17 protein-coding genes are annotated in these 18,418 nt (G+C 68.7%); 6 read left to right on the plus strand and 11 right to left on the minus strand.

The window, feature by feature from the left end; translation table 11 throughout:
• Window positions 1–18: 18 nt before the first annotated feature.
• The 6 genes from BIU89_RS05735 to BIU89_RS05760 all read right to left on the minus strand — a co-directional run bounded on the left by BIU89_RS05735 (window position 19) and on the right by BIU89_RS05760 (window position 6,673).
• The gene (locus tag BIU89_RS05735) at window positions 19–1,062 is read right to left on the minus strand and encodes a LacI family DNA-binding transcriptional regulator (RefSeq protein WP_071245094.1); all 1,044 of its coding nucleotides are present in this window, start codon (window positions 1,060–1,062) and stop codon (window positions 19–21) included.
• A 184-nt stretch (window positions 1,063–1,246) separates the two neighbouring features.
• Window positions 1,247–2,170 carry an ROK family protein gene (locus BIU89_RS05740; RefSeq protein WP_071245095.1) on the minus strand — a complete coding sequence of 308 codons (924 nt, stop codon included), beginning with the start codon at window positions 2,168–2,170 and terminating at the stop codon, window positions 1,247–1,249.
• A complete protein-coding gene (locus BIU89_RS05745; RefSeq protein ID WP_071245096.1) occupies window positions 2,167–3,216 on the minus strand; it encodes an SIS domain-containing protein in 1,050 nt (349 codons plus the stop codon). The genes BIU89_RS05740 and BIU89_RS05745 overlap by 4 nt, the downstream gene beginning before the upstream one ends.
• A 92-nt stretch (window positions 3,217–3,308) precedes the next feature.
• Entirely contained in the window at window positions 3,309–4,127 is an 819-nt protein-coding gene (locus BIU89_RS05750; protein ID WP_139178808.1) for a DeoR/GlpR family DNA-binding transcription regulator, read from the minus strand.
• The gene (locus BIU89_RS05755; RefSeq protein ID WP_083404194.1) at window positions 4,124–5,536 is read right to left on the minus strand and encodes a sugar porter family MFS transporter; all 1,413 of its coding nucleotides are present in this window, start codon (window positions 5,534–5,536) and stop codon (window positions 4,124–4,126) included. The genes BIU89_RS05750 and BIU89_RS05755 overlap by 4 nt, the downstream gene beginning before the upstream one ends.
• Before the next feature lie 153 nt (window positions 5,537–5,689).
• Window positions 5,690–6,673 carry a LysR family transcriptional regulator gene (locus BIU89_RS05760; protein WP_071245099.1) on the minus strand — a complete coding sequence of 328 codons (984 nt, stop codon included), beginning with the start codon at window positions 6,671–6,673 and terminating at the stop codon, window positions 5,690–5,692.
• A gap of 120 nt (window positions 6,674–6,793) precedes the next feature.
• On the opposite strand from BIU89_RS05760, the gene BIU89_RS05765 reads away from it, so the two are divergent.
• Window positions 6,794–7,750, plus strand: coding sequence for a putative oxygenase MesX (locus tag BIU89_RS05765; RefSeq protein ID WP_071245100.1), 957 nt, complete (start codon window positions 6,794–6,796; stop codon window positions 7,748–7,750).
• Window positions 7,751–7,787: 37 nt separating this feature from the next.
• Window positions 7,788–8,837, plus strand: a complete 1,050-nt coding sequence (locus BIU89_RS05770) for a methionine synthase (RefSeq protein ID WP_071245101.1) — start codon at window positions 7,788–7,790, stop codon at window positions 8,835–8,837.
• Between the two features lie 187 nt (window positions 8,838–9,024).
• On the opposite strand, the gene BIU89_RS05775 is transcribed toward BIU89_RS05770, so the two are convergent.
• From BIU89_RS05775 to BIU89_RS05795, 4 genes are all read right to left on the minus strand, one after another.
• Window positions 9,025–9,468, minus strand: a complete 444-nt coding sequence (locus BIU89_RS05775) for a DUF1648 domain-containing protein (protein WP_071245102.1) — start codon at window positions 9,466–9,468, stop codon at window positions 9,025–9,027.
• Window positions 9,468–10,316: a serine hydrolase domain-containing protein gene (locus tag BIU89_RS05780; protein WP_083404195.1), complete on the minus strand. Its 849-nt coding sequence runs from the start codon at window positions 10,314–10,316 to the stop codon at window positions 9,468–9,470. The genes BIU89_RS05775 and BIU89_RS05780 overlap by 1 nt, the downstream gene beginning before the upstream one ends.
• 269 nt (window positions 10,317–10,585) lie before the next feature.
• A complete protein-coding gene (locus BIU89_RS05790; RefSeq protein ID WP_071245105.1) occupies window positions 10,586–10,984 on the minus strand; it encodes a hypothetical protein in 399 nt (132 codons plus the stop codon).
• A gap of 145 nt (window positions 10,985–11,129) precedes the next feature.
• Window positions 11,130–13,016 (minus strand): alpha/beta hydrolase, encoded by a 1,887-nt coding sequence (locus BIU89_RS05795; RefSeq protein ID WP_071245106.1) that lies wholly within the window; start codon window positions 13,014–13,016, stop codon window positions 11,130–11,132.
• A 505-nt stretch (window positions 13,017–13,521) separates the two neighbouring features.
• Between BIU89_RS05795 and BIU89_RS05800 the strand changes: the two genes are divergently transcribed.
• The 4 genes from BIU89_RS05800 to BIU89_RS05815 all read left to right on the plus strand — a co-directional run bounded on the left by BIU89_RS05800 (window position 13,522) and on the right by BIU89_RS05815 (window position 17,729).
• A complete protein-coding gene (locus BIU89_RS05800) occupies window positions 13,522–14,433 on the plus strand; it encodes a CPBP family intramembrane glutamic endopeptidase (RefSeq protein ID WP_071245107.1) in 912 nt (303 codons plus the stop codon).
• Window positions 14,434–14,557: 124 nt separating this feature from the next.
• Complete coding sequence (locus BIU89_RS05805; protein ID WP_071245108.1) at window positions 14,558–14,983, plus strand: hypothetical protein; 426 nt, start codon at window positions 14,558–14,560, stop codon at window positions 14,981–14,983.
• Window positions 14,984–15,398: 415 nt separating this feature from the next.
• On the plus strand, window positions 15,399–16,634 hold the full coding sequence (locus BIU89_RS05810) for an acyl-CoA dehydrogenase family protein (RefSeq protein ID WP_071245109.1): 1,236 nt from the start codon (window positions 15,399–15,401) through the stop codon (window positions 16,632–16,634).
• 120 nt (window positions 16,635–16,754) lie between these two features.
• A complete protein-coding gene (locus tag BIU89_RS05815; RefSeq protein ID WP_071245110.1) occupies window positions 16,755–17,729 on the plus strand; it encodes a carboxypeptidase-like regulatory domain-containing protein in 975 nt (324 codons plus the stop codon).
• A gap of 165 nt (window positions 17,730–17,894) precedes the next feature.
• Here BIU89_RS05815 and BIU89_RS05820 read toward each other — a convergent pair whose 3' ends face one another.
• On the minus strand, window positions 17,895–18,125 hold the full coding sequence (locus BIU89_RS05820; RefSeq protein ID WP_071245111.1) for a hypothetical protein: 231 nt from the start codon (window positions 18,123–18,125) through the stop codon (window positions 17,895–17,897).
• Window positions 18,126–18,418: the final 293 nt, after the last annotated feature.

Raw genomic sequence — 18,418 nt, forward strand, 5'->3', positions numbered from 1 at the left:
GGGTCGGGTCGGGTCGGGTCAGGGCGGGTCGCGTGGTGGGGCGACAGACCCCCGGATCACGATCGGGCAGTGCATCCGGAAGCCGACCGCCTCGTGCTGGGCACGGGATGGCTCGTCGATCTGCGCCAGGACACGTTCGACCGCCCATTCGCCCATGGCGCGGTGCGGGAGCTGCATCGTGGTGAGCCCCGGATCGAGCGCCTCGGCGACGAACTCCTGGTTGTCGAATCCGACGATGGACAGGTCGTCGGGTATCGAGAGGCCGAGCGATCGGGCGACCTGGTAGAACCCCATCGCGATCTGGTCGCCGAAGCAGAAGACGGCAGTGGGTCGAGACGAAGCCGGCTGGTCGAGCAGCGCTCGTGCCGGCGTGATCCCGTCGGCGGTCGCCGCGTCGGCGGCGGTCACCAGCAGGTCGGGGTCGGCGGGGATGCCCGCGGCCGCCATTGCACGCAGGTACCCCTCGGTGCGCAGCGCGTCGGCGATCGGGTACGCACTGACCGTGCAGAACCCGATCCGGCGGTGCCCGGCCTGGACCAGGTGTGTGACGGCGTCGAACGCGCCGAGCTCCTCGTCCGGCACGACGAAGTCAGTACTCTGCTCGTCCGCGTCCGGTCGGCCGTCGAGCAGCACCACCGGTGTCGACACCGGTACCTGCGGGGTCTCGACCGTGCGGTGGAACGTGGCCGCGACGATGAGGCCGTCGACGTTGCGCTGCAAGAGCGACTGCACGGCTGGCGTCTGCAGGTCCTCGTTGCCGCCGGTGTCCACGAGCATGAGCACGTAGCCGTGCCGCCATGCCGCTTCCTGCGCACCGGCGAGCATCGCGCTCGAGAACGGCACCGTGGCGACGCGGTCGGACACGAGCCCGATGGTCTGCGTCTGCTTGGACTTGAGCGACCGAGCGAGCTGGTTCGGCACGTAGCCGAAGGTGCTGGCGAGCTCGCGGATGCGGCTGGCCGTCTCGCGGTTGACCCGCCCAGCGTCACGGTCGTTGAGTACCAGCGAGACCGACGACACGGACACGCCCACCTGGGCGGCGATGTCCTTCATCGTCAGCATGCTCGCTCCTTCGCGTCGATCGATCGACGCGCTTCGTCAATCGATTGATGTGACGGTAGGAGCGTCAAACGCGTTGACGCAAAACTCCGTTACCGGATCGAGACGAAGCTGCGATCCAGACCGTCCCGCGTGGCCCTCGGGACTCCCGGTCGGGTCAACCCAGGCTCGGGTCGACCCGACCGGCTCACCGCGCGGTTGCGGCGATCGTGACGGCTGCGCCGATGGCGCCAGCGTTGTCCCCGAGCGTCGCCGACCGGAGATCGACCTCGACCTCGTAGTCCTCGGAGCGCTCGAGCGCTCTGAGGAGGTCATCCCGGATGATCGGCAGACAGACTGCCGCACTGCCGCCGATCACGGTCACCCGGGGCTGCCAGAGCGAGTGCAGCGCAGCCAGGCCGCGCCCCACGGAGACTGCGTAGTCGCGGAACACCGCGTGAACGCGTTCGTCCTCCTCCGCCCGCGTCATGGCCACGTCGATCAAACCGCGATCGGTGTCGACACCACCCATGGCGACGCTGAGCCGCCGCTGCAGCGTGGTGCGGGAGGCCGACTGTTCGAAGCACCCCGTGAGGCCGCAGTAGCAGCGTTCCGGGTCGCTGGTGATCGGGATGTGCCCGCCCTCCGGATGAGCTCCGTCGGCACCTCGGACGGGTTGTCCGTCGACGAGCATCGCGACGCCGACGCCCGTGCCCAGCGTCACCATCAGGAGCCGATCGGACTGACCGCCAGCCCCGGCGACGTGCTCCCCGAAGGCCGCGGCGACGGCGTCGTTGTCGATACCGACGGGCACCTGCAGCCGATCCCGCAGCTGGTCGACGACCGGGAAGCCGGTGAACCAGGGCAGGGTCGCGCCATTGTGGATGACCCCCGCGTGGACGTCGACCGGGCCGCTCGCGCCGATCCCGACGGCGGAGAGCACGGCGTCCGAGGGCACGACGCGGCCGACGAGCCGCGCGAGGCGATCGATCCGTTCCGCCTCGGAACCGGCGCCGAGCTCGGCCGTCGGGACGTCAGCAGCAGCGACCACCTCGCCACCGATGACGCCGATCGCGCGGGAGCCGGTCCCACCGAGGTCGATCCCGACCCGGCACACCGGTGCGGTGCTCACAGCGCCGCCGTCACCTTCTGGCCGAAACGGAAGCGACCGGCCACCTCACCGGTCACCTTCGCGAACGCGAGGGTGAGCAGCTGCGTGCGGACGGACCCGACCGCGAGCCGCGCGAGGGCGCTGTCCCGGTCTGGCGTGGCGAGCAGCTGCGTGCCGTCGTAGGCACGCGGGCCGACGGTGAGGACGGTGGCGCCGGAGCGGACGAGGTCCCGGGCGAGGCCCGGCAGGAACGGGTCGGCCTGAGCGCCGGGGCCGAACAGCACGGCGGTCAGACCGGGCCCGGCAAGCTCGTAGGGGCCGTGCCGGAACGCACCGCCGACGAACCCTTCGACGGGGACCTTGCTCGACTCCTTGGTGATGAGTGCCCCGGTGAGCGCCGTGGCCGCGTCGTCGCCGATGCCGATGTACGCGAAGCGCGCACGCGGCGCGTTCCAGGCTGCTTCGGCGAACTCGTCGGCGGCGGGCCACTCGGTGAGCAGTGCTGCGACGTCGTCCGCGATCCGGCGGACGTCCTCGTCGACGGCCGTGACCGAGGCGCCGGTCATCAGCGCGAGGGCGCGGTGCTGGACAGCGAGGGTGTTCAGGTAGCTCTTGGTGCTGACGGTGGCTTCCGGCCCGCTGTGGAGTTCGAGCACGATGTCGGCCATGCCGGCGAGCGGGCTCGTCGTGTCGTCCGTGGTGGCGATGGTGACCGCAGGCTTGTGCGCGCCGGTGAGCCGGTCGGCGAGGGCTGCGACCTCACCGCTCCGCCCGGACTGCGAGGTCGCCCACAGCAGCGTTCGGTCGGTGACACGCTCCGGGACGTCCAGGAGCTGGCCGGCGTCGAGGCGGACGACCGGCAGCCCCCGTGCGGCGAGGGCGCGCTCGATGGGCACGGACGCGTAGTCGGACGATCCCATGCCGGTGAGGATGATCCGGTCGTGGTCGCGGAGTTCGACGTCGGCGAGCGCCGCCGGGAGCGCGCTGTCGGCCTGGCGCCGGAGCGCGGCGGGCTGCTCGGTGATGTCGTCGATGTAGGAGGAGGTCTCGGCGGTGCCGTTGGACATGGTGGTTCCCTCGTGGGTTCTGGGACGGGTGGTTCGGTGTTGGGTGGTCCGCGACGCAAGCGTCCACGGGCTGGGACGGGAGTCGTCGCGCGTCAGTGGGACGCGGGGACGCAACGGAGCACGTCGCCGTAGGCGGCGCGGTCCGTTTCGGCGACGCCGTCGTCCGTGATGACGACGTCCACCTCGTCGAGCCGGCACACGGTGGCCAGCGAGCGACGGCCGAGCTTCGAGCTGTCGGCGACGACGGCGACCTTCTGGGCGGCGGCGATCATCGCCCGCTTCAGCGGCAGTTCGACGACGTTGATGTTCGTGATCCCGGCGTCGGGGTCGACGCCTTCGGCGCCCAGGAAGGCCCAGTCGACGTGGAGGCCCTCGACCGCGTGCATCGCGACCGGCCCGACCAGCGTGAACACGGTGTCGAGGAGCAGTCCTCCGGTGAGGTGTACCTGGTGCGCACGCTGGTTCCGGAGGCACATCGCGACCATCAGGTCGTTCGTGACGACGGTCAGGTCGCGGTGTGCAGCGAGTGCCATGGCCACCTGGTACGCGGTGGACCCGTTGTCGATGAGTACGGACTGACCGTCGCGGACGAGTTCGGCCGCGGCCACGCCGATCGCGGTCTTCTCGTTGAGGTGTTGCGATCGGCGCACCTCGTACGGGGTGTCGATGGTGTCAGCGGGGTCCGCGGGCAGCGCCCCGCCGTGCATGCGACGGATGAGCCCGGCGCGCTCGAGGCGCTCCATGTCGCGACGGATGGTCGACGAGTCCACGTGCAGCGCCGAGGTCAGATCGACGGCACGGACGTAGCCGGTGTCGCGGACCTGGTCGAGGATCGCCTGACGTCGCTCGGCCGGCGTCTGCGGCATCGGCGACCCCCAGGAGTGGCGTGCAGGTGCTTCGATCGTAGTCACGCGCCGACCCGCTCCTCGTCATCCGCTTCGGCCCGGACCGAACCGGTCCGGAAGTGTTCTTCGAGCTCCTCGAGCGTCTTCCCCTTCGTTTCCGGCATCCGGAGGCAGAACCCGACGAAGACGAGGCAGACGACGGCGAAGATCGACATCGTTGCGGGTGCTCCGATGGAGTCGAGGAGCGGCAGCGAGAACACCCCGATGACGAGGTTCGTCGCGAAGATCACGAAGGTCGCGGCCGCCGTCGCCTTCGCCCGGACGTGCAACGGGAAGATCTCCGAGATCACCACGTACGCGACCAAGCCAGGGCTGACCGCGTAGACCACGATGTAGACCGCCAGGCAGACGAGCGAGAGCGCCGCGGTGCTGCCGTTGACGGGGAAGGCGAGCAGCACGGCGAGGGCGCCGAGCGAGACCGTCATCCCGATCGCCCCGACGAGCAGCATCGGTCGGCGTCCGACCCGGTCGACCAGAGCCATGCCGACGCCGGTGAAGACGACGTTGACGACACCGAGGCCGACGGTCGCGAGGAGGGACGCGGAGGCACCCATCCCGATGGACTGCAGGATCTGCGGCGCGAAGTACACGATGAGGTTGATGCCGCAGCCGTTCGCGAAGAAGGCAACCAGGATCCCGATGAGGACCATCGGTCGGACCCAGCCGCGGAACAGGTCAGTCCATCGACCCCGGTGCGCCGTCGCGTCCTCACGGTTGACCGCTTCGATCTCCTCGATCTCGTGGGAGACGTCGTCGCGTCCGCGGATGCGACGGAGGACCCGGAGTGCGTCCGCCCGTCGGCCCTGCACGACGAGCCACCGCGGGGACTCCGGGATGAGCAGGACACCGAGCGCGAGGAGGATGCCGGGGATCGCAGCGAGGCCGAGCGACCAGCGCCAGGCCTCGGTGGATGCGAGCGCGGCGTTGATGCCGTAGCCGACCAGGATGCCGAGCGTCGTCAGCAGCTGGAACCCGGCGACGAGTGCGCCGCGGACCCGTGATGGCGCGAGTTCCGCGATGTAGACCGGCACCAGGACGGAGGCCGCACCCACACCGAGGCCGACGACCACACGACCGACCATGAGCAGGCCCAGGTCCGGGGCGAGCGCGGAGATGAGGGCACCGAGGCTGAAGAGGACCCCGGAGAACAGCAGGGTCCGTCGCCGTCCGTAACGGTCGGCGAGGGGGCCACCGGCGAGCGCCCCGATCGCGCCGCCGAGCGTCGATCCGCTGACGACCGCGCCCTGGAGGAAGGTACCGAGGTGGAAGTCGCCGGCGACGAAGCTGCCTGCGCCACCGGAGACGCCGATGTCGTAGCCGAAGAGGAGGCCGCCGAGGGTGCTGACCGCGATCGCGATGTACACGTAGCCCGTCATGCGGTCGCGAGTGGGGGGAACTCGTGTCGTCGATGTCATGTGAGGTCGTCCTTGCCCGTTCACGTTGCGTGGGAGAGATGGGACGCTCCGAGGAGCGGCGGTACTCCCTCAGTGTTTCTGCGCGAATTCGTGCAAACAAGACCTCAAACGTGCACGTATTCGTGCACGCGCACGTCACACGCCGGAAACCGATCAGGGCGTATCGTTCCGGTGCTGCCCCGTTCTGCCGCCCGCCTCCCCGAGCGGCTCGACCCCGTAATCGACGACCACCGCCCGCAACTCGTCCAGGTAGGTCTGCGCCTGCACGGTGAGGGGAACCGAAGCGTGCGCGATCCAGCCGATCTCGATGCGTTCGTCGACGTCGAGTGGGATGGCGACGATCTCGGGGTCGAGGTCGTCGCTGATCAGCCCGGTCGAGATCGTGTACCCACCCAGGCCGATCATGAGGTTGAAGATCGTCGCCCGGTCCGACACCCGGATCTCCCGCTTGCTCGACATCGTCGACAGGATCTCCTCGGCCAGGTAGAAGGAGTTGTTCGCACCCTGGTCGAACGTGAGCCGAGGCAGGTCCGCGAGGTCCTCGAGGGTCGCACGCTCCCGCGACGCGAGCGGGTTCCGCTTCGCCACGAAGATGTGCGGCTGTGCGACGAACAACGGTGTGAACACGACGCCGGCGTCCCGCAGCAGCTTGCCGAGCACCTGCTTGTTGAAGTCGTTGCGGTAGAGGATGCCCACCTCGCTGCGCAGCGTCCGGACGTCCTCGATGATGTCCCAGGTGCGCGTCTCACGTAGCGAGAACTCGTACTCGTCCGCAGCCGCCGCCTCGACCATCCGGACGAAGGCCTCCACCGCGAACGAGTAGTGCTGGGCGGACACCCCGAGCAGCCGACGCGACCGCTGGCCGCCGACGTACCGCTGCTCGAGGAGGGAGACCTGCTCGACGACCTGCCGGGCGTACCCGAGGAACTCGACGCCGTCGACGGTGGGCACGACGCCTCGGGCCGAGCGGGTGAACAGCGGGCGCCCGATCCGCGCCTCCAGGTCCTTCATCGCCGCGGACATCGTCGGCTGCGACACGTAGAGCAGATCGGCCGCTGCGCTGATCGACCCCTCAGTCGCCACCTCGATGAAGTACCGGAGTTGCTGCAGGGTGATGTCGTTCGAGACCCGGGCCATAGGCCGAGGCTATACCGGTGCATAGCGTCTCGGTATTACCTGATGGCTCGCCATTCCCGCCATGATCGACTCATCCTTCCCACCGCGCCCACGGGCCGCTCGACGAACAGATTGCCGACCATGGCGAACGACCTCACCTTCAGCATCACCCGGACCCGGTTCGACGAGGACTACTCCCCCGCCGACAGCTCCCGGCTGACCACGAACTTCGCCAACCTGGCGCGCGGCGAGCACCGTCAGCAGAACCTCCGCGCTGCGCTGGCGATGATCGACGGGCGCGCGAACGAGCTGGCCGCGGCACACGACCGCTACCGTCTGCAGCTCGACATCGTCTCGGTGGCGCTGGAGTTCTCAGACAGCGGGTCGGACGCGGAGTTCCCGCTGCTCGAGATGCTCGACGTCACGATCCTCGACCAGCACACCGGCGAGCGCCACCGGGGGATCCTCGGCAACAACTTCTCGTCGTACCTGCGCGACTACGACTTCTCGGTGCTGCTGCCGTCATCGCCGGGCTTGCCGTCTGACTTCGGGGCGCTGCACGGGGCGCTCTTCCAGCGCTTCCTGGAGTCCTCCGCGTTCCGGCACCAGTTCACGACGGAGCCCGTCGTCTGCATCAGCGTCTCGACGAGCCAGACCTACCGCCGGACCGGGTACGTCCACCCCGTCCTCGGCGCCGAGTACGAGCACGAGCACTCCTCGCTCACCGACGACTACTTCGGTCGGATGGGCATGCGGGTCCGGTACTTCCAGCCCGCCGGGGCGGCTGCCCCGCTCGCGTTCTACACGCGCGGCGACCTGACCGGCGACTACACGGACCTCCAGCTCATCGGCACGATCGCCACCATGGAGACCTTCCAGAAGATCTACCGCCCGGAGGTCTACGCCGCGAACACCCCGGCCGGCAGCACCTACCGCCCCACCCTCGACCACACCGACTTCACGCCCACCCCGGTGACCTACGACCGCGAGGAGCGCAGCCGCCTCGGGATCACGCAGGGCCGGTGGACCGAGGAGCACCTGGTGCGGCCGCACCACGCACTCCTCGCCCGGTGGGCCGACCCCGCGCTCGCGCGCTGACCTCCTCTGCCCTTCGACTGACTGGACCGTCACTCCCATGCGTTCTCTCCTCCCCACCTCGATCGTCGGCAGCCTGCCGAAGCCGTCCTGGCTCGCCGAGCCCGAGCGACTCTGGTCCCCCTGGCTGCTCGAGGGTGCCGCCCTGACCGAGGGCAAGCAGGACGCCCTGCGGTCCGCCGTGCACGAGCAGGAGCGCCGCGGCATCGACATCGTCAGCGACGGCGAGCAGACCCGCCAGCACTTCGTCACGACGTTCATCGAGCACCTTGACGGGGTCGACCTCGACCGCAAGGAGACCGTCCGCATCCGCGACCGGTACGACGCGGCCGTCCCGACCGTCGTCGGTGCCGTGAGCCGTCGGAAGCCGGTCTTCGTCGAGGACGCTGCGTTCCTGAGGGCTCAGACCGATCGCCCCATCAAGTGGGCGCTCCCCGGCCCGATGACGATGATCGACACCCTCTCGGATCAGCACTACAAGAGCCGCGAGAAGCTGGCGTGGGAGTTCGCCACCATCCTCAACCAAGAGGCACGCGAACTGCAGGACGCCGGCGTCGACATCATCCAGTTCGACGAGCCCGCCTTCACGGTCTTCCACGACGAGGTGCAGGACTGGGGCGTGGCCGCGCTCGAACGCGCGGCCGAGGGCCTGCACGCTGAGACCGCCGTGCACATCTGTTACGGCTACGGCATCGAGGCGAACAACAAGTGGAAGGAGACGCTCGGGGCGGAGTGGCGGCAGTACGAGCAGTCCTTCCCGCTCCTGCAGCAGTCCTCGATCGACATCGTCTCGCTCGAGTGCATCCACTCCCACGTTCCCCTCGAGCTCGTCGAGCTGATCCGCGGCAAGAAGGTCATGCTCGGGGCGATCGACGTCGCGACCGAAACCGTGGAGACCCCGGAGGAGGTCGCGGAGGTGCTGCGTCGGGCGCTCGAGTTCGTCGATGCCGACAAGCTCATCCCCAGCTCCAACTGCGGGATGGCTCCCCTGGCGCGGGGTGCGGCGCTGGACAAGCTCGGCGCGCTGTCGGCTGGTGCGGACATCGTGCGTGCTGAGCTGGTCGGCACGGCGGTCCCATCGGCCCGCTGATCGCCGCGAAACACCACGGCGGCTCTCTTCCGGAAGGAGGAGGGCCGCCGTTCGTGTTGCGTCCGCCGCGTGGGCGGCTCTCGATCCGGCCTGGAGGCGCGGCTGCGGTCCGACCGACAGGTCAGGTTGGTACTGCCCTCACCTTTTACCGCCCCTCGACCCCGGTCGCTGTCTCAGCGATCCGCCTTCAGCCCCTCGCGGGGGAAAGCAGCCAGTACGGGACAAACGCCCACGCGGGCGCCGCCGCGAGAAGCCACCAAGCCGTCGGACTCAACGTCGACGACGCCAATCCCACGACGATCAGCCAGCTCATCGCGAGAGCCGCAACGAACCCTGCGGTGACCGCACACGAGATGCGACCTCTGCGCCGGTCTTGAGCAAAAGCGGAGCCGACGGCCGCCACGAGGAACAGCGCCTGTACCGCCGCGAACGGGATCGCGGTTCCCAACGGTGTTCCGTACCCGCTCGGGCTGCCGTCCGGGCCGAACGTCGTCGCGATCCGTTCGGGTAACCGATCCCACCAGGCGAGGGTGAGCGCGACCACGATCACGACGGGGAACGCAGCAGCGGTAGCAGCGAAGACCCCCTCTCGCTTGCGTCGGCCGCTGCCGCTGGACATCGGTGCGTTCATCAGCGGTTGCATGTCTCCCGCACTTCCCGCTCGATGAGCGCCGTGGCGATCGCGTCGGCCGCGCGTGGAGCCTTCGCGAGCGTGTGGACCACCGCGGTGAGCCCTGCCGCGTTGGCGATGACCGCTCCTGCCACTCGCACCTCTCCGTTGATCCACGTCGATGCCCCTTCCCGCTGCCAGCTCACGGTGCGAGAGTGCCCAGCTCCGGGTTCGAGCGCCCAGTCGGCGTAGCGACAGAGATCGTCGAACGTGGACCAGACGCCCCCTGCCGCCGCGAACGACGACTCCCCGAGCGCCCACGGCTTGATGGCACGACCGAAGAGCTTCGGCACCACCCGGTCTGCTGGAGCTGGCACGAGCGCCGCAGAGCTGATCCCCGCCGGCTCGAGGACGTGCTGGCACACAGCGGCGAACCAGTCGCCGTGCACCTCGTCGAGTACTGCACCGAGGAGGGCGTACCCCAGGTTCGAGTACTCGAACTGCCCTCGGGGTGCGACCGGCACTGCGACTGCTGGTTCCAGCGGAACCCCGACGGCCTCTCCGTACGGGTCGCCGAACAGGCGGTCGCGCATCGCGGCCGGAAGCCGTGGAAGACCGGAGGTGTGGTGGACGAGGTCAGCAACGGTCATCTCGGCGTCGGGAACACCGGGGAGGTAGTGCACGACCGGTCGCGCGACTTCGAGTGTGAGCCAAGCCGTCGTGCCCACGAGCCCCTTCGTGATGCTCCCCCACTCGAGCATCGAAGCGGCGGCGTACGGCCCACGGGGCTCGCGGACGGTTCGCCAGCCGCCGGCCCTGCGAAGACTCGCGCGCCAGTGTCCGGAGCTCTCAAGCGGATTGCGAGCCACGTGTCCCTCCTTGAAAACGGGCCGAAAGGCGGGCCACTGCGCCTTCCCACAACGACCGAGCTCGGCGGTGGAGCGTCACGACGTGCGCATTCACGAAGAGGAGGTCGTACGCGGCCATCACCAGGGCAAACGACGTCAGGCCAATGAGCAGGGCAATCGCCAGGTGGAATATGAGCATTGCCGTGACAGCCACAGGCCTCCCCGCGCGGAAGAAGACGAGTGCGGGGAAGAACACCGACGTCAGCACGGCGTCGGTCAGCCCGGTTTCGTCATTCTTGGCTGCTGAGGCTCATCTTCTCGAAATCCCCCGCGACGCACTGCGAGCTACCGTCGATCGTGTACCCGCGGGGATCCGCGCGGAAGTCGGACGAGCTCACCGGGCCACCCCTGCCGCGGACGCCGAGGATGGGGTCGTCGCCGCCAGTCTGGTAGCGCTCGGTCGTGACCCCGAGCTCCTTCCAGTGCTGTTCCACCGCCTCGACGTCGGCCTTCGGGTCAGCGCTCGCGGAGCGGACCATGGCGTAGACGTACTGGACGCCCCCTTGCCCAAGACCCCGGCCGCACTTCCCGAGCCCCGGACCGTCGCTGACCTCCCAGCCGTCACCAACCACGTCGGTCGAACCCTCGACGAACGTGACGATGGACTGCTTCGCTTCTTTCGTGTTCATGCCAGACCCTTCGCTGCAACCAGTGAGAACGGCGACAGCGAGCAGTACGGCTCCTGTCGCCCGGAGGACGGAGACGGCTTTCGCCCGTCGTGGTTTCATCTGGGAGTTCCTTCCAGATCACTTTGTTTCGGCGAAATCGGCATGATCAGTTCGTCAATCGTTCGGGCTGGCCAGTCGTGGCGTACGCGACGTTCTGCAACGACTGCGTGTCTTCATCGAGGTAACCGCCGCCGTACCAGGTGTGCACGCCGTGGTCGCGGACGGGCTTGAGGCCGGGCGCCCCGTCAGCACCGAAGCTCGTCGCGCCGAACTCCGGAGCAGTCGGATCCTGATGATGGTCCGAGCTGAAGTCACGCCCGACCGCCGCCCATTCGTCGCCACTCCAATGTTCGATGATCGGCTTCACCACTTCTGCTTGTCCGGCGTAAACCGCATCGGCGTGGATTTCGTCTGCTTCGCGGATGCTGTCCGGGATCCCGGCCGAAGCGATGGTGGTGAACGAATCCACGTGCACGCCCTCGGTCGTGAGCGCGTAGGACGCGGTCGTGGTGCCGTAGGAGTGTCCGAGGACGTTGACCGTCGGCATGGTAGCGGCTCTCGTCGCGTCGAGGCCCTTGATCGACGCGGCCAGCTTCTCGCCGCCGGCCTTCGCGTAGTCGCTGCCGAACACGGCGGTACTCGCCGGCGGGACGGGCGGTGCTTCGTACCCCATCCACGCGACGACGGCATTCGTGGTGCCGCGTCCTGCGGGAGCGGCCTTTGCCTGCTCGCTGTAGACGTTCTGAGCGGCATCCGCCCAATCGGTCATGCTGCCCGTGCTCGATCCCATCCCCGGCACCGCCCAGGTGACGTTCGTGGCTTCGTCGAGATCTCCGATGGACACCGCAGCCAGGGGCGGATGGTCTGCGCTGAGTACCGTGAGGCTTCGCTGGCCCTTGCGGCCGTTGGGGTTGAGTGATGCCTTGATCGATTCGAGTGCGGAGAGGTCCTCCGCGTTCTTGCGCCCTTCGGCGCTGTAGACGCGGTCCGGACGACCGAGGTCGTCGAGGAACTGCTCGGCGGACGCGATCCGGCGGTCGAGCACAGCGACGTTCGCAGCGCCGCGCGCCCAGTACGGCGCCCCTTCGAGATTCCCCAGAGCGGTCAGCACCGAGGTCGGGAGAAGTGCGAGGTCCGTAGCGTCCGCCCTCGTCAGACCGAGATCCGCCCACATCGCCGCGACCTGGGTCGGGGTCAAGTCGTCGGCGAAGAGCCGCTGAACATCGCGGACGAGCTCGTCGTCGGTCGCCTCGTCGATCCTGGCGTTCGCCAGCGATCCGCCTCTCCCGGCTTGCTCGAACGCGTCCGCGATGCGGTCGATCCATGCGGCATCGGCTCTGTTCTCCTCGAGGAAGCGATCGAACCCAGTCACGAAGGTGCACCCCTCGATCGGCACCCAGGAACACGAAGCGGTGAACGCAGTCCATGCACTGGCGAGCGTTGCGGCCTTTGACTCGGCAGCCGCGTCCTTCGCCCGGCTGACGATACTGAAGTCGCGCAGTCGTGCCGGGTCCGCGGAGCTTCGACCGTGTCCCGTGCCACCTCCGGACCGCCTGCGTTCCCGAGGCGCGAACGCCGCGTGGATCGACGGTGGTCGGACCGCAACCTCCGACGGTTTCGGCGCACGGATCGCGACTGGGGGCAGAGTGGTGGTGGCGAGCAGGGACGTCGCTGCGGCGTGCTGGCGTTCGCGTTCGGCTTCGTTCCAAGCATCGAGTGCGTTCAGCCGTTCCTCCTCAGCCTGCGCGGAGGACTTGGCGTCGCGCACCTGACCGACGAGGTCATCCAGGACGGACGTCAACTTGCCCCGGTCGGTCGACTCAGTCGAGGCGGACTCGGTGAACCGGTCCGCGTAGGCTCCGGAAAAGTCAGCCGCTGCTCCCTCGACGGCGGACCGCCGAGCCCCCGACTGAGCGCGGAGCTCGTCCTTCGCCGACGTGGCCGCTCTGACGACGGCGTCTGCCGCCGCTGCGTCGAACTCGATCTTCCCCATGACGTCCCCCTCAGGCCCACCCCGGTCCGAATGCTGACTCTACCCGAAGCAGCGCCGAAGCATGTATTTCACACAACAGTGGGACCTCGAGGGCATCGTTGCAACACCAGGTGCACCCGCGCCATCTGCGGAAGCAGACATCGTGCGAGCTGAAATCGTCGACACGGCGCTCCCGTCGACCCATGGTCATCGCGGTACACCCCGGCGACTCTCTTCCGAGTGAAAGAGAGCCCCCGGTCACGTTGCGCCCTCCGCGTGCGCGGCCCTCGACCCCGCCGTTGACGCCGGGGGACGGATAACGACACCGCGTCTCGCACCACCCTTAGGGGCGTCCGAAGTTTGATATGTTGCCTTCCAGGTTATTGTTTCAGTAGGTTGATCCGCAGGCGCTCAGGTTCCTCCGCCTAGGCAAGGGAGCCGATTGCCGTGATGCGCGGCGCACTCAAGCGAACGGGGGGAGAACATGTTGGGAAGCCCGCGGGGTGTCCGCTGGAGCACGGTCGGCATGTTCGTCCTGCTGGCGTACGGTGCTCCGTGGGTGCTGCTCTGGCCAGCCATCCAGGTGAGCGCGGACCTCTCGGACCCAGCTGGGAACCCCGGTGCGTACATCGCAACCGTGGCCATGATGTTCACACCAGGCCTGGCAGCGCTGCTGGTCGCGGTCACGCTCCAACGTCGCCGTGGAAAAGCGATTCTGGTTGAGCTTGGGCTGACGGGATTCTTCACGCGTCAAGGCTGGCGTTTCGCTCTCACAGGCATCGCCGGAGCTGCTCTGCTGATCTCCGGCAGCTGGGGCCTCGGGATGCTGTTCGGGTGGGTGCAGCTCGACCCCGAACACTCCGTCGCGAAAGAACTCATCGTTCGAGTCACGGGCGAGCAACCGCCGATGCCGATGGCACTCCTGGCGCTGCTGCAGCTGCTGAACCTCCCGATCGGGATTGCCATCACCGCGATCGCTGCGACCGGCGAAGAAGTCGGTTGGCGCGGCTGGCTCCTCCCGAAACTGCTGCCGCTCGGCACTGAATGGGCGCTGTGCGTGAGCGGCGCGATCTGGGGTCTCTGGCACGCTCCCGCGATCCTGCTCGGCCTGAACTACGAGGAACGCAATCCCCTCGGGATCATCATGATGATGATCGGCTGTGTCGGCGCGGGCGTGCTGATCGGCTGGCTCCGGCTTGCGAGTGGATCGCTTCTGCCCTGCGTGCTCGCCCATGCGGCACTCAACAGCTTCGCCTCGTACCAGTCCGTCCTCTTCCCGCCTTTCGACGAACGCCTTGTCGGGCCGCTCGCCATCACCGGATGGGTCGTCATGGCGCTCTTGATCGCGGCGTGCGTGTTGCGGGCAACTCGACTTCGCCAGCGACACGGGTCGCAACTGGGCAGCCCCGAGGTCCGCAACACCGAGCTTTCCCAGTAGCCGGCCGAACACCCAAGGGAACTGACCGGACCACCGCGGCCTCCGACCCCGAAGGACAGGTCCTCACCCCGGCCTGGAGGACGGCGTCTGCGAAGCGTCAGACTCGAGGGCGTTGACTACGTTCATGATCACCAAGGGCGTCATCCACCAGGTCGAGAGTGCGACTGTCCGGGATCGCAACGGCGTATCAGTCGGCAAGGTCGTGCAGGTGTTCCCCTCCGACGAGGACGGCAGTGCGGCCTACGTCTGTGTCGCAACCGGCCTGCTCGGGCGACACCAGGCGCTCGTCCCCGCCGACGACGCCACGTTCGACGGGACGGACGTGCACGTCGGGTACACGAAGGACGCGATCAAGGACGCGCCGTCCCTCGGAGCCGGACGTACCCTGTCCCCCGCCGAGGCGAACGCCGTCCGCAAACACTTCGGGCTGTCCCGCACCGGCGCTGCGACCGGAGACATGGGTGACCCCCACGAGAACCTCGATCAGGCCGGGACCGGTCTTGCGGGTGCCAACGACACCGAGGGCGCAGGGACGACGCCGCCGGCCTGAACCTCACCGGAGTGAACGACGCCGAAACCGAGGATTTCGCCCACACCCGGCCAGGCAGCGGCCGGTCCTCTGGCGGGTGCGTGCTCCCTCATTGACGCGCGCTTCTGTGAGCCCGGCATACGCGGGCTTCTCGGAGGAGCATGCCCATCTTCGTCCGACGGGCTCCGCGGCCACCGTACACGCGCAGCACCGCGAAGGCGCTGCTGCGAACGCTCACGGCGTCGCAGCGTGGTCACGTGTCATGGGAAGTCACCCTCCGACACACATCGACACAACCCTTCTCGCGGGCGTTCGGCGATGTCACAGTCTCGCGATGGCGCACATCTGGTCGGGCTGTCCGCCCACACGGACGAATCGACACCACACGGCGCCACACCACGCGACGGGTAGCAGCCCAGACCACGAAGGAGTCCTCGTGACCATCAGCAACCAGACCGCCGACAGCACGATCGACGAGGGCGCCGACGATGAGCTCCTCGCCCGCTTCCGTCCGATCTTCGACCGCATCGCTGCCGGCGCCTCTGAGCGCGAACGCGACCACCGCCTCCCGTTCGAGGAGATCCGCGAACTCGCCGCCGCAGGATTCGGCGCCGTCCGTGTCCCCGTCGCCCACGGCGGAGCCGGGGCGACCCTGCCGCAGCTGTTCCGTCTGCTGACCGAACTCGCCGCCGCTGACAGCAACATCCCCCAGGCGCTCCGCGGCCACTTCGCACTGGTGGAGGATCGGTTGGTCGCACGGACCGGGGAACGCGAGGGGTGGTTGGACCGCTTCGGCCGCGGTGAGACCGCCGGCAACTCGTGGACCGAGGTCGGGTCAGTGCAGGTCGGCGACGTGATCACGAAGGTGACCCCGCAGCCGGACGGGACGTTCCGGATCACCGGGCAGAAGTACTACTCGACCGGCAGCATCTTCGCCGACTGGATCGACACCTACGCCGAACGCACGGACACCGGCGAGCGGGTCATCGCGATCGTCGACGCGCACCAGCCCGGGGTCACCCACACCGACGACTGGGACGGGTTCGGGCAGCGCACCACCGGGTCCGGCACCAGCACCTTCGACGACGCCGTCGTGCAGGCCGACGCGGTGATCCCCTTCGACGAGCGGTTCAAGTACCAGACGGCGTTCTACCAGGGCGTGCTGTTGAGCGTCCTCGCCGGGTCCGTCCTCGCAGCCGAACGAGAGATCGCGCGCGAGGTCCGCAACCGCACCCGCGTCTTCTCCCACGGCAACGCCGACACGTTCGCGGCAGACCCGCAGATCCTCCAGGTCGTCGGCGAGGTGTCGGCGGCCGGGTTCGCCGCCACCGCCATCGTCGACCGGGCCGCCGCAGCCCTGCAGGGTGCGTACGAGGGAGCCGGGCTCGACACAGCCGAGGACGAGCGCCGCAACGACCGCGCCGAACTCGCGACCGCGCAGGCGCAGGTGGCGCTGACCACGCTGGCGACGACGGCGACCTCGCACCTGTTCGACGCGCTCGCGGCGTCCGGGGTGAGCACGACGAAGAGCCTCGACCGGCACTGGCGGAACGCTCGTACCGCCGGCAGCCACAACCCGTGGGTGTTCAAGGCACGGATCGTCGGTGACCACGCGGTGAACGGTGCCGAACCGCCCCGCGTCTGGGCGATCGGTGCGACCCGCACCTCGTGACGCCTGTCGAAGCCGAGACGGCTTCCGCGTGACCGCTGCTGCGATGTGCCTGCCCCGCCCGCCCGCCCGCCCGCGTACAGTCCCTGGCAACGCACGGGTGGCCGACGATCGGGGAACACGATGCGACTGATCACGGGGACGACGCTGGTCGTCGCGCTGGCAGCAGGCGCGCTGATCGGCCTCGCACCACCAGCGACTGCGGCCGGATCCGGAACGATCACCGTGCAGCTCGCAACGCCGGACGGCACCGCGATCCGGCTGGCGGACGTCGAAATCGCAGCGATCGGCACCGACGTCGTCGTCGGGAACGCCACCACCGACGATGACGGCGCCGCCACGTTCACCGGTATCCCCGCACCGGACACCGTCACGGTGACGACGCGGCAACTCCCGCCGCACGGAACGGAGACCTACGCCCCCGGACTCCGCTCGGGCATCGCCGTCCGTGGCGGTTCCACAGTCGCGGTCACCGTGCCGCTCGTGATCGGCGCCACCGTGCAGGGCGGCGTGGTCGGCCCCACTGGACCCGCCGCTGGGCGCCTGATGTACGCCTGGAACGAGGACACCTCACAGGTGTTCCGGACGGCCTCGGACAGCGCGGGCCAGTACCGGTTCGTCGGGTTGAGCACCGGGAAGTACCGCATCGAGGCCTACGCCAGCGGAACGGCGTCTCCCGCCGTCTGGAAGACCCGGGTGTACCAGCAGCGAGGAACGCTCCCGGCTTCCCGAGTCACCTTGTCACGGCACTACGCACACAGCGACTACGACCTGGTCGTCTACGCGGCCTCGGCGTCCCGCAGCCCGTCGGCGCAGCTGAGCGGTGCGACCGTCACGGTGACGAACGCGACGACCGGTGCGTCGTTCTCGACCCGGTTCTCGACGCTCCTCGACAGTGAGCAGACGGCGCAGTTCCAGATCCCCTCCGGGCAGTACGTGGTGGAGCTCCGGACCGTCGCGACGACCACAACGACCGCGCAGGTGCTGTGGCTCGGACGTCCGGGCGGCGTGTACCGGTACGTGGCCGACCGAGCGCAGGCCGTCCCGGTGACGGTCATGTTCGGCGGTCACGACTTCTGGGGCGGCGCCCTCGGGTGATTCGGACCCAGCACCATCCCCAGCACAGGGCTGGCCGGACGCGGTTGGCTGCGTGACTGCACGCGGTCGCGTGAGCAGCAACGGACAGGAGGCGCGGTGCCAGCTGGCACCGCGCCTCCTGTCCGGCACACGGTCGCGGACACGCGACGGTGGCGTCGCCACCTTCTACATGTCGGCGATGAGACGGAGCGTGTAGCCGTCGGTGACTGTCTGGTGTTCGACGTAGTGCATGAACACCGGCGCAGCCTGGTCAGCCGTGAACAGCTCGGCAGGATGCCGAGGTTCGTGCGCAGCCTGCACGTCGATGGTCTCGGTGAGCGGTTCGGTGAGGTCGTGGTCACGGCCGACGATGTAGAAGCGGTATTCGCCGTCGTCCTCGCGGCGGCGCAGCTCCACGCTCAAGTCCTGGCCCGGCTGGTCTACCTCCCGAATATGAGGGCATCGGAATTCGTTCGGCCACCGTCCCGAAAGGCTGGGAAACTACGGGAAGAACGGATCGCACAGTGTGATCGACGTCGAGACCGAGACCGAGACCGAAGGCAGTATGGAGGACGTCGCAGAGGCGCTCCGTCGCACGCTCGCCTTCGTCGACTCCGACAGGCTCGTCCTGAGCCTTTAACGGCGCGGTGACGCCGCTGGAGCGTGGTGCTGCGCGGGCCAGGCTCGGCGCGCTGCCTGCAGGAGCAGAC

It is taken from the genome of Curtobacterium sp. MCBA15_005, from assembly GCF_001864855.1.
GTDB lineage: Bacteria > Actinomycetota > Actinomycetes > Actinomycetales > Microbacteriaceae > Curtobacterium > Curtobacterium flaccumfaciens.

Bases quoted from the DNA above. Each gene is read 5' to 3' on its own strand.
- BIU89_RS05790 (WP_071245105.1), bottom strand. From the start codon at position 10,984: ATGAACACGAAAGAAGCGAAGCAGTCCATCGTCACGTTCGTCGAGGGT.
- BIU89_RS05775 (WP_071245102.1), bottom strand. From the start codon at position 9,468: ATGAACGCACCGATGTCCAGCGGCAGCGGCCGACGCAAGCGAGAGGGG.
- BIU89_RS05745 (WP_071245096.1), bottom strand. From the start codon at position 3,216: ATGTCCAACGGCACCGCCGAGACCTCCTCCTACATCGACGACATCACC.
- BIU89_RS05800 (WP_071245107.1), top strand. From the start codon at position 13,522: ATGTTCGTCCTGCTGGCGTACGGTGCTCCGTGGGTGCTGCTCTGGCCA.
- BIU89_RS05815 (WP_071245110.1), top strand. From the start codon at position 16,755: ATGCGACTGATCACGGGGACGACGCTGGTCGTCGCGCTGGCAGCAGGC.
- BIU89_RS05755 (WP_083404194.1), bottom strand. From the start codon at position 5,536: ATGACATCGACGACACGAGTTCCCCCCACTCGCGACCGCATGACGGGC.
- BIU89_RS05795 (WP_071245106.1), bottom strand. From the start codon at position 13,016: ATGGGGAAGATCGAGTTCGACGCAGCGGCGGCAGACGCCGTCGTCAGA.
- BIU89_RS05765 (WP_071245100.1), top strand. From the start codon at position 6,794: ATGGCGAACGACCTCACCTTCAGCATCACCCGGACCCGGTTCGACGAG.
- BIU89_RS05735 (WP_071245094.1), bottom strand. From the start codon at position 1,062: ATGCTGACGATGAAGGACATCGCCGCCCAGGTGGGCGTGTCCGTGTCG.
- BIU89_RS05805 (WP_071245108.1), top strand. From the start codon at position 14,558: ATGATCACCAAGGGCGTCATCCACCAGGTCGAGAGTGCGACTGTCCGG.
- BIU89_RS05760 (WP_071245099.1), bottom strand. From the start codon at position 6,673: ATGGCCCGGGTCTCGAACGACATCACCCTGCAGCAACTCCGGTACTTC.
- BIU89_RS05770 (WP_071245101.1), top strand. From the start codon at position 7,788: ATGCGTTCTCTCCTCCCCACCTCGATCGTCGGCAGCCTGCCGAAGCCG.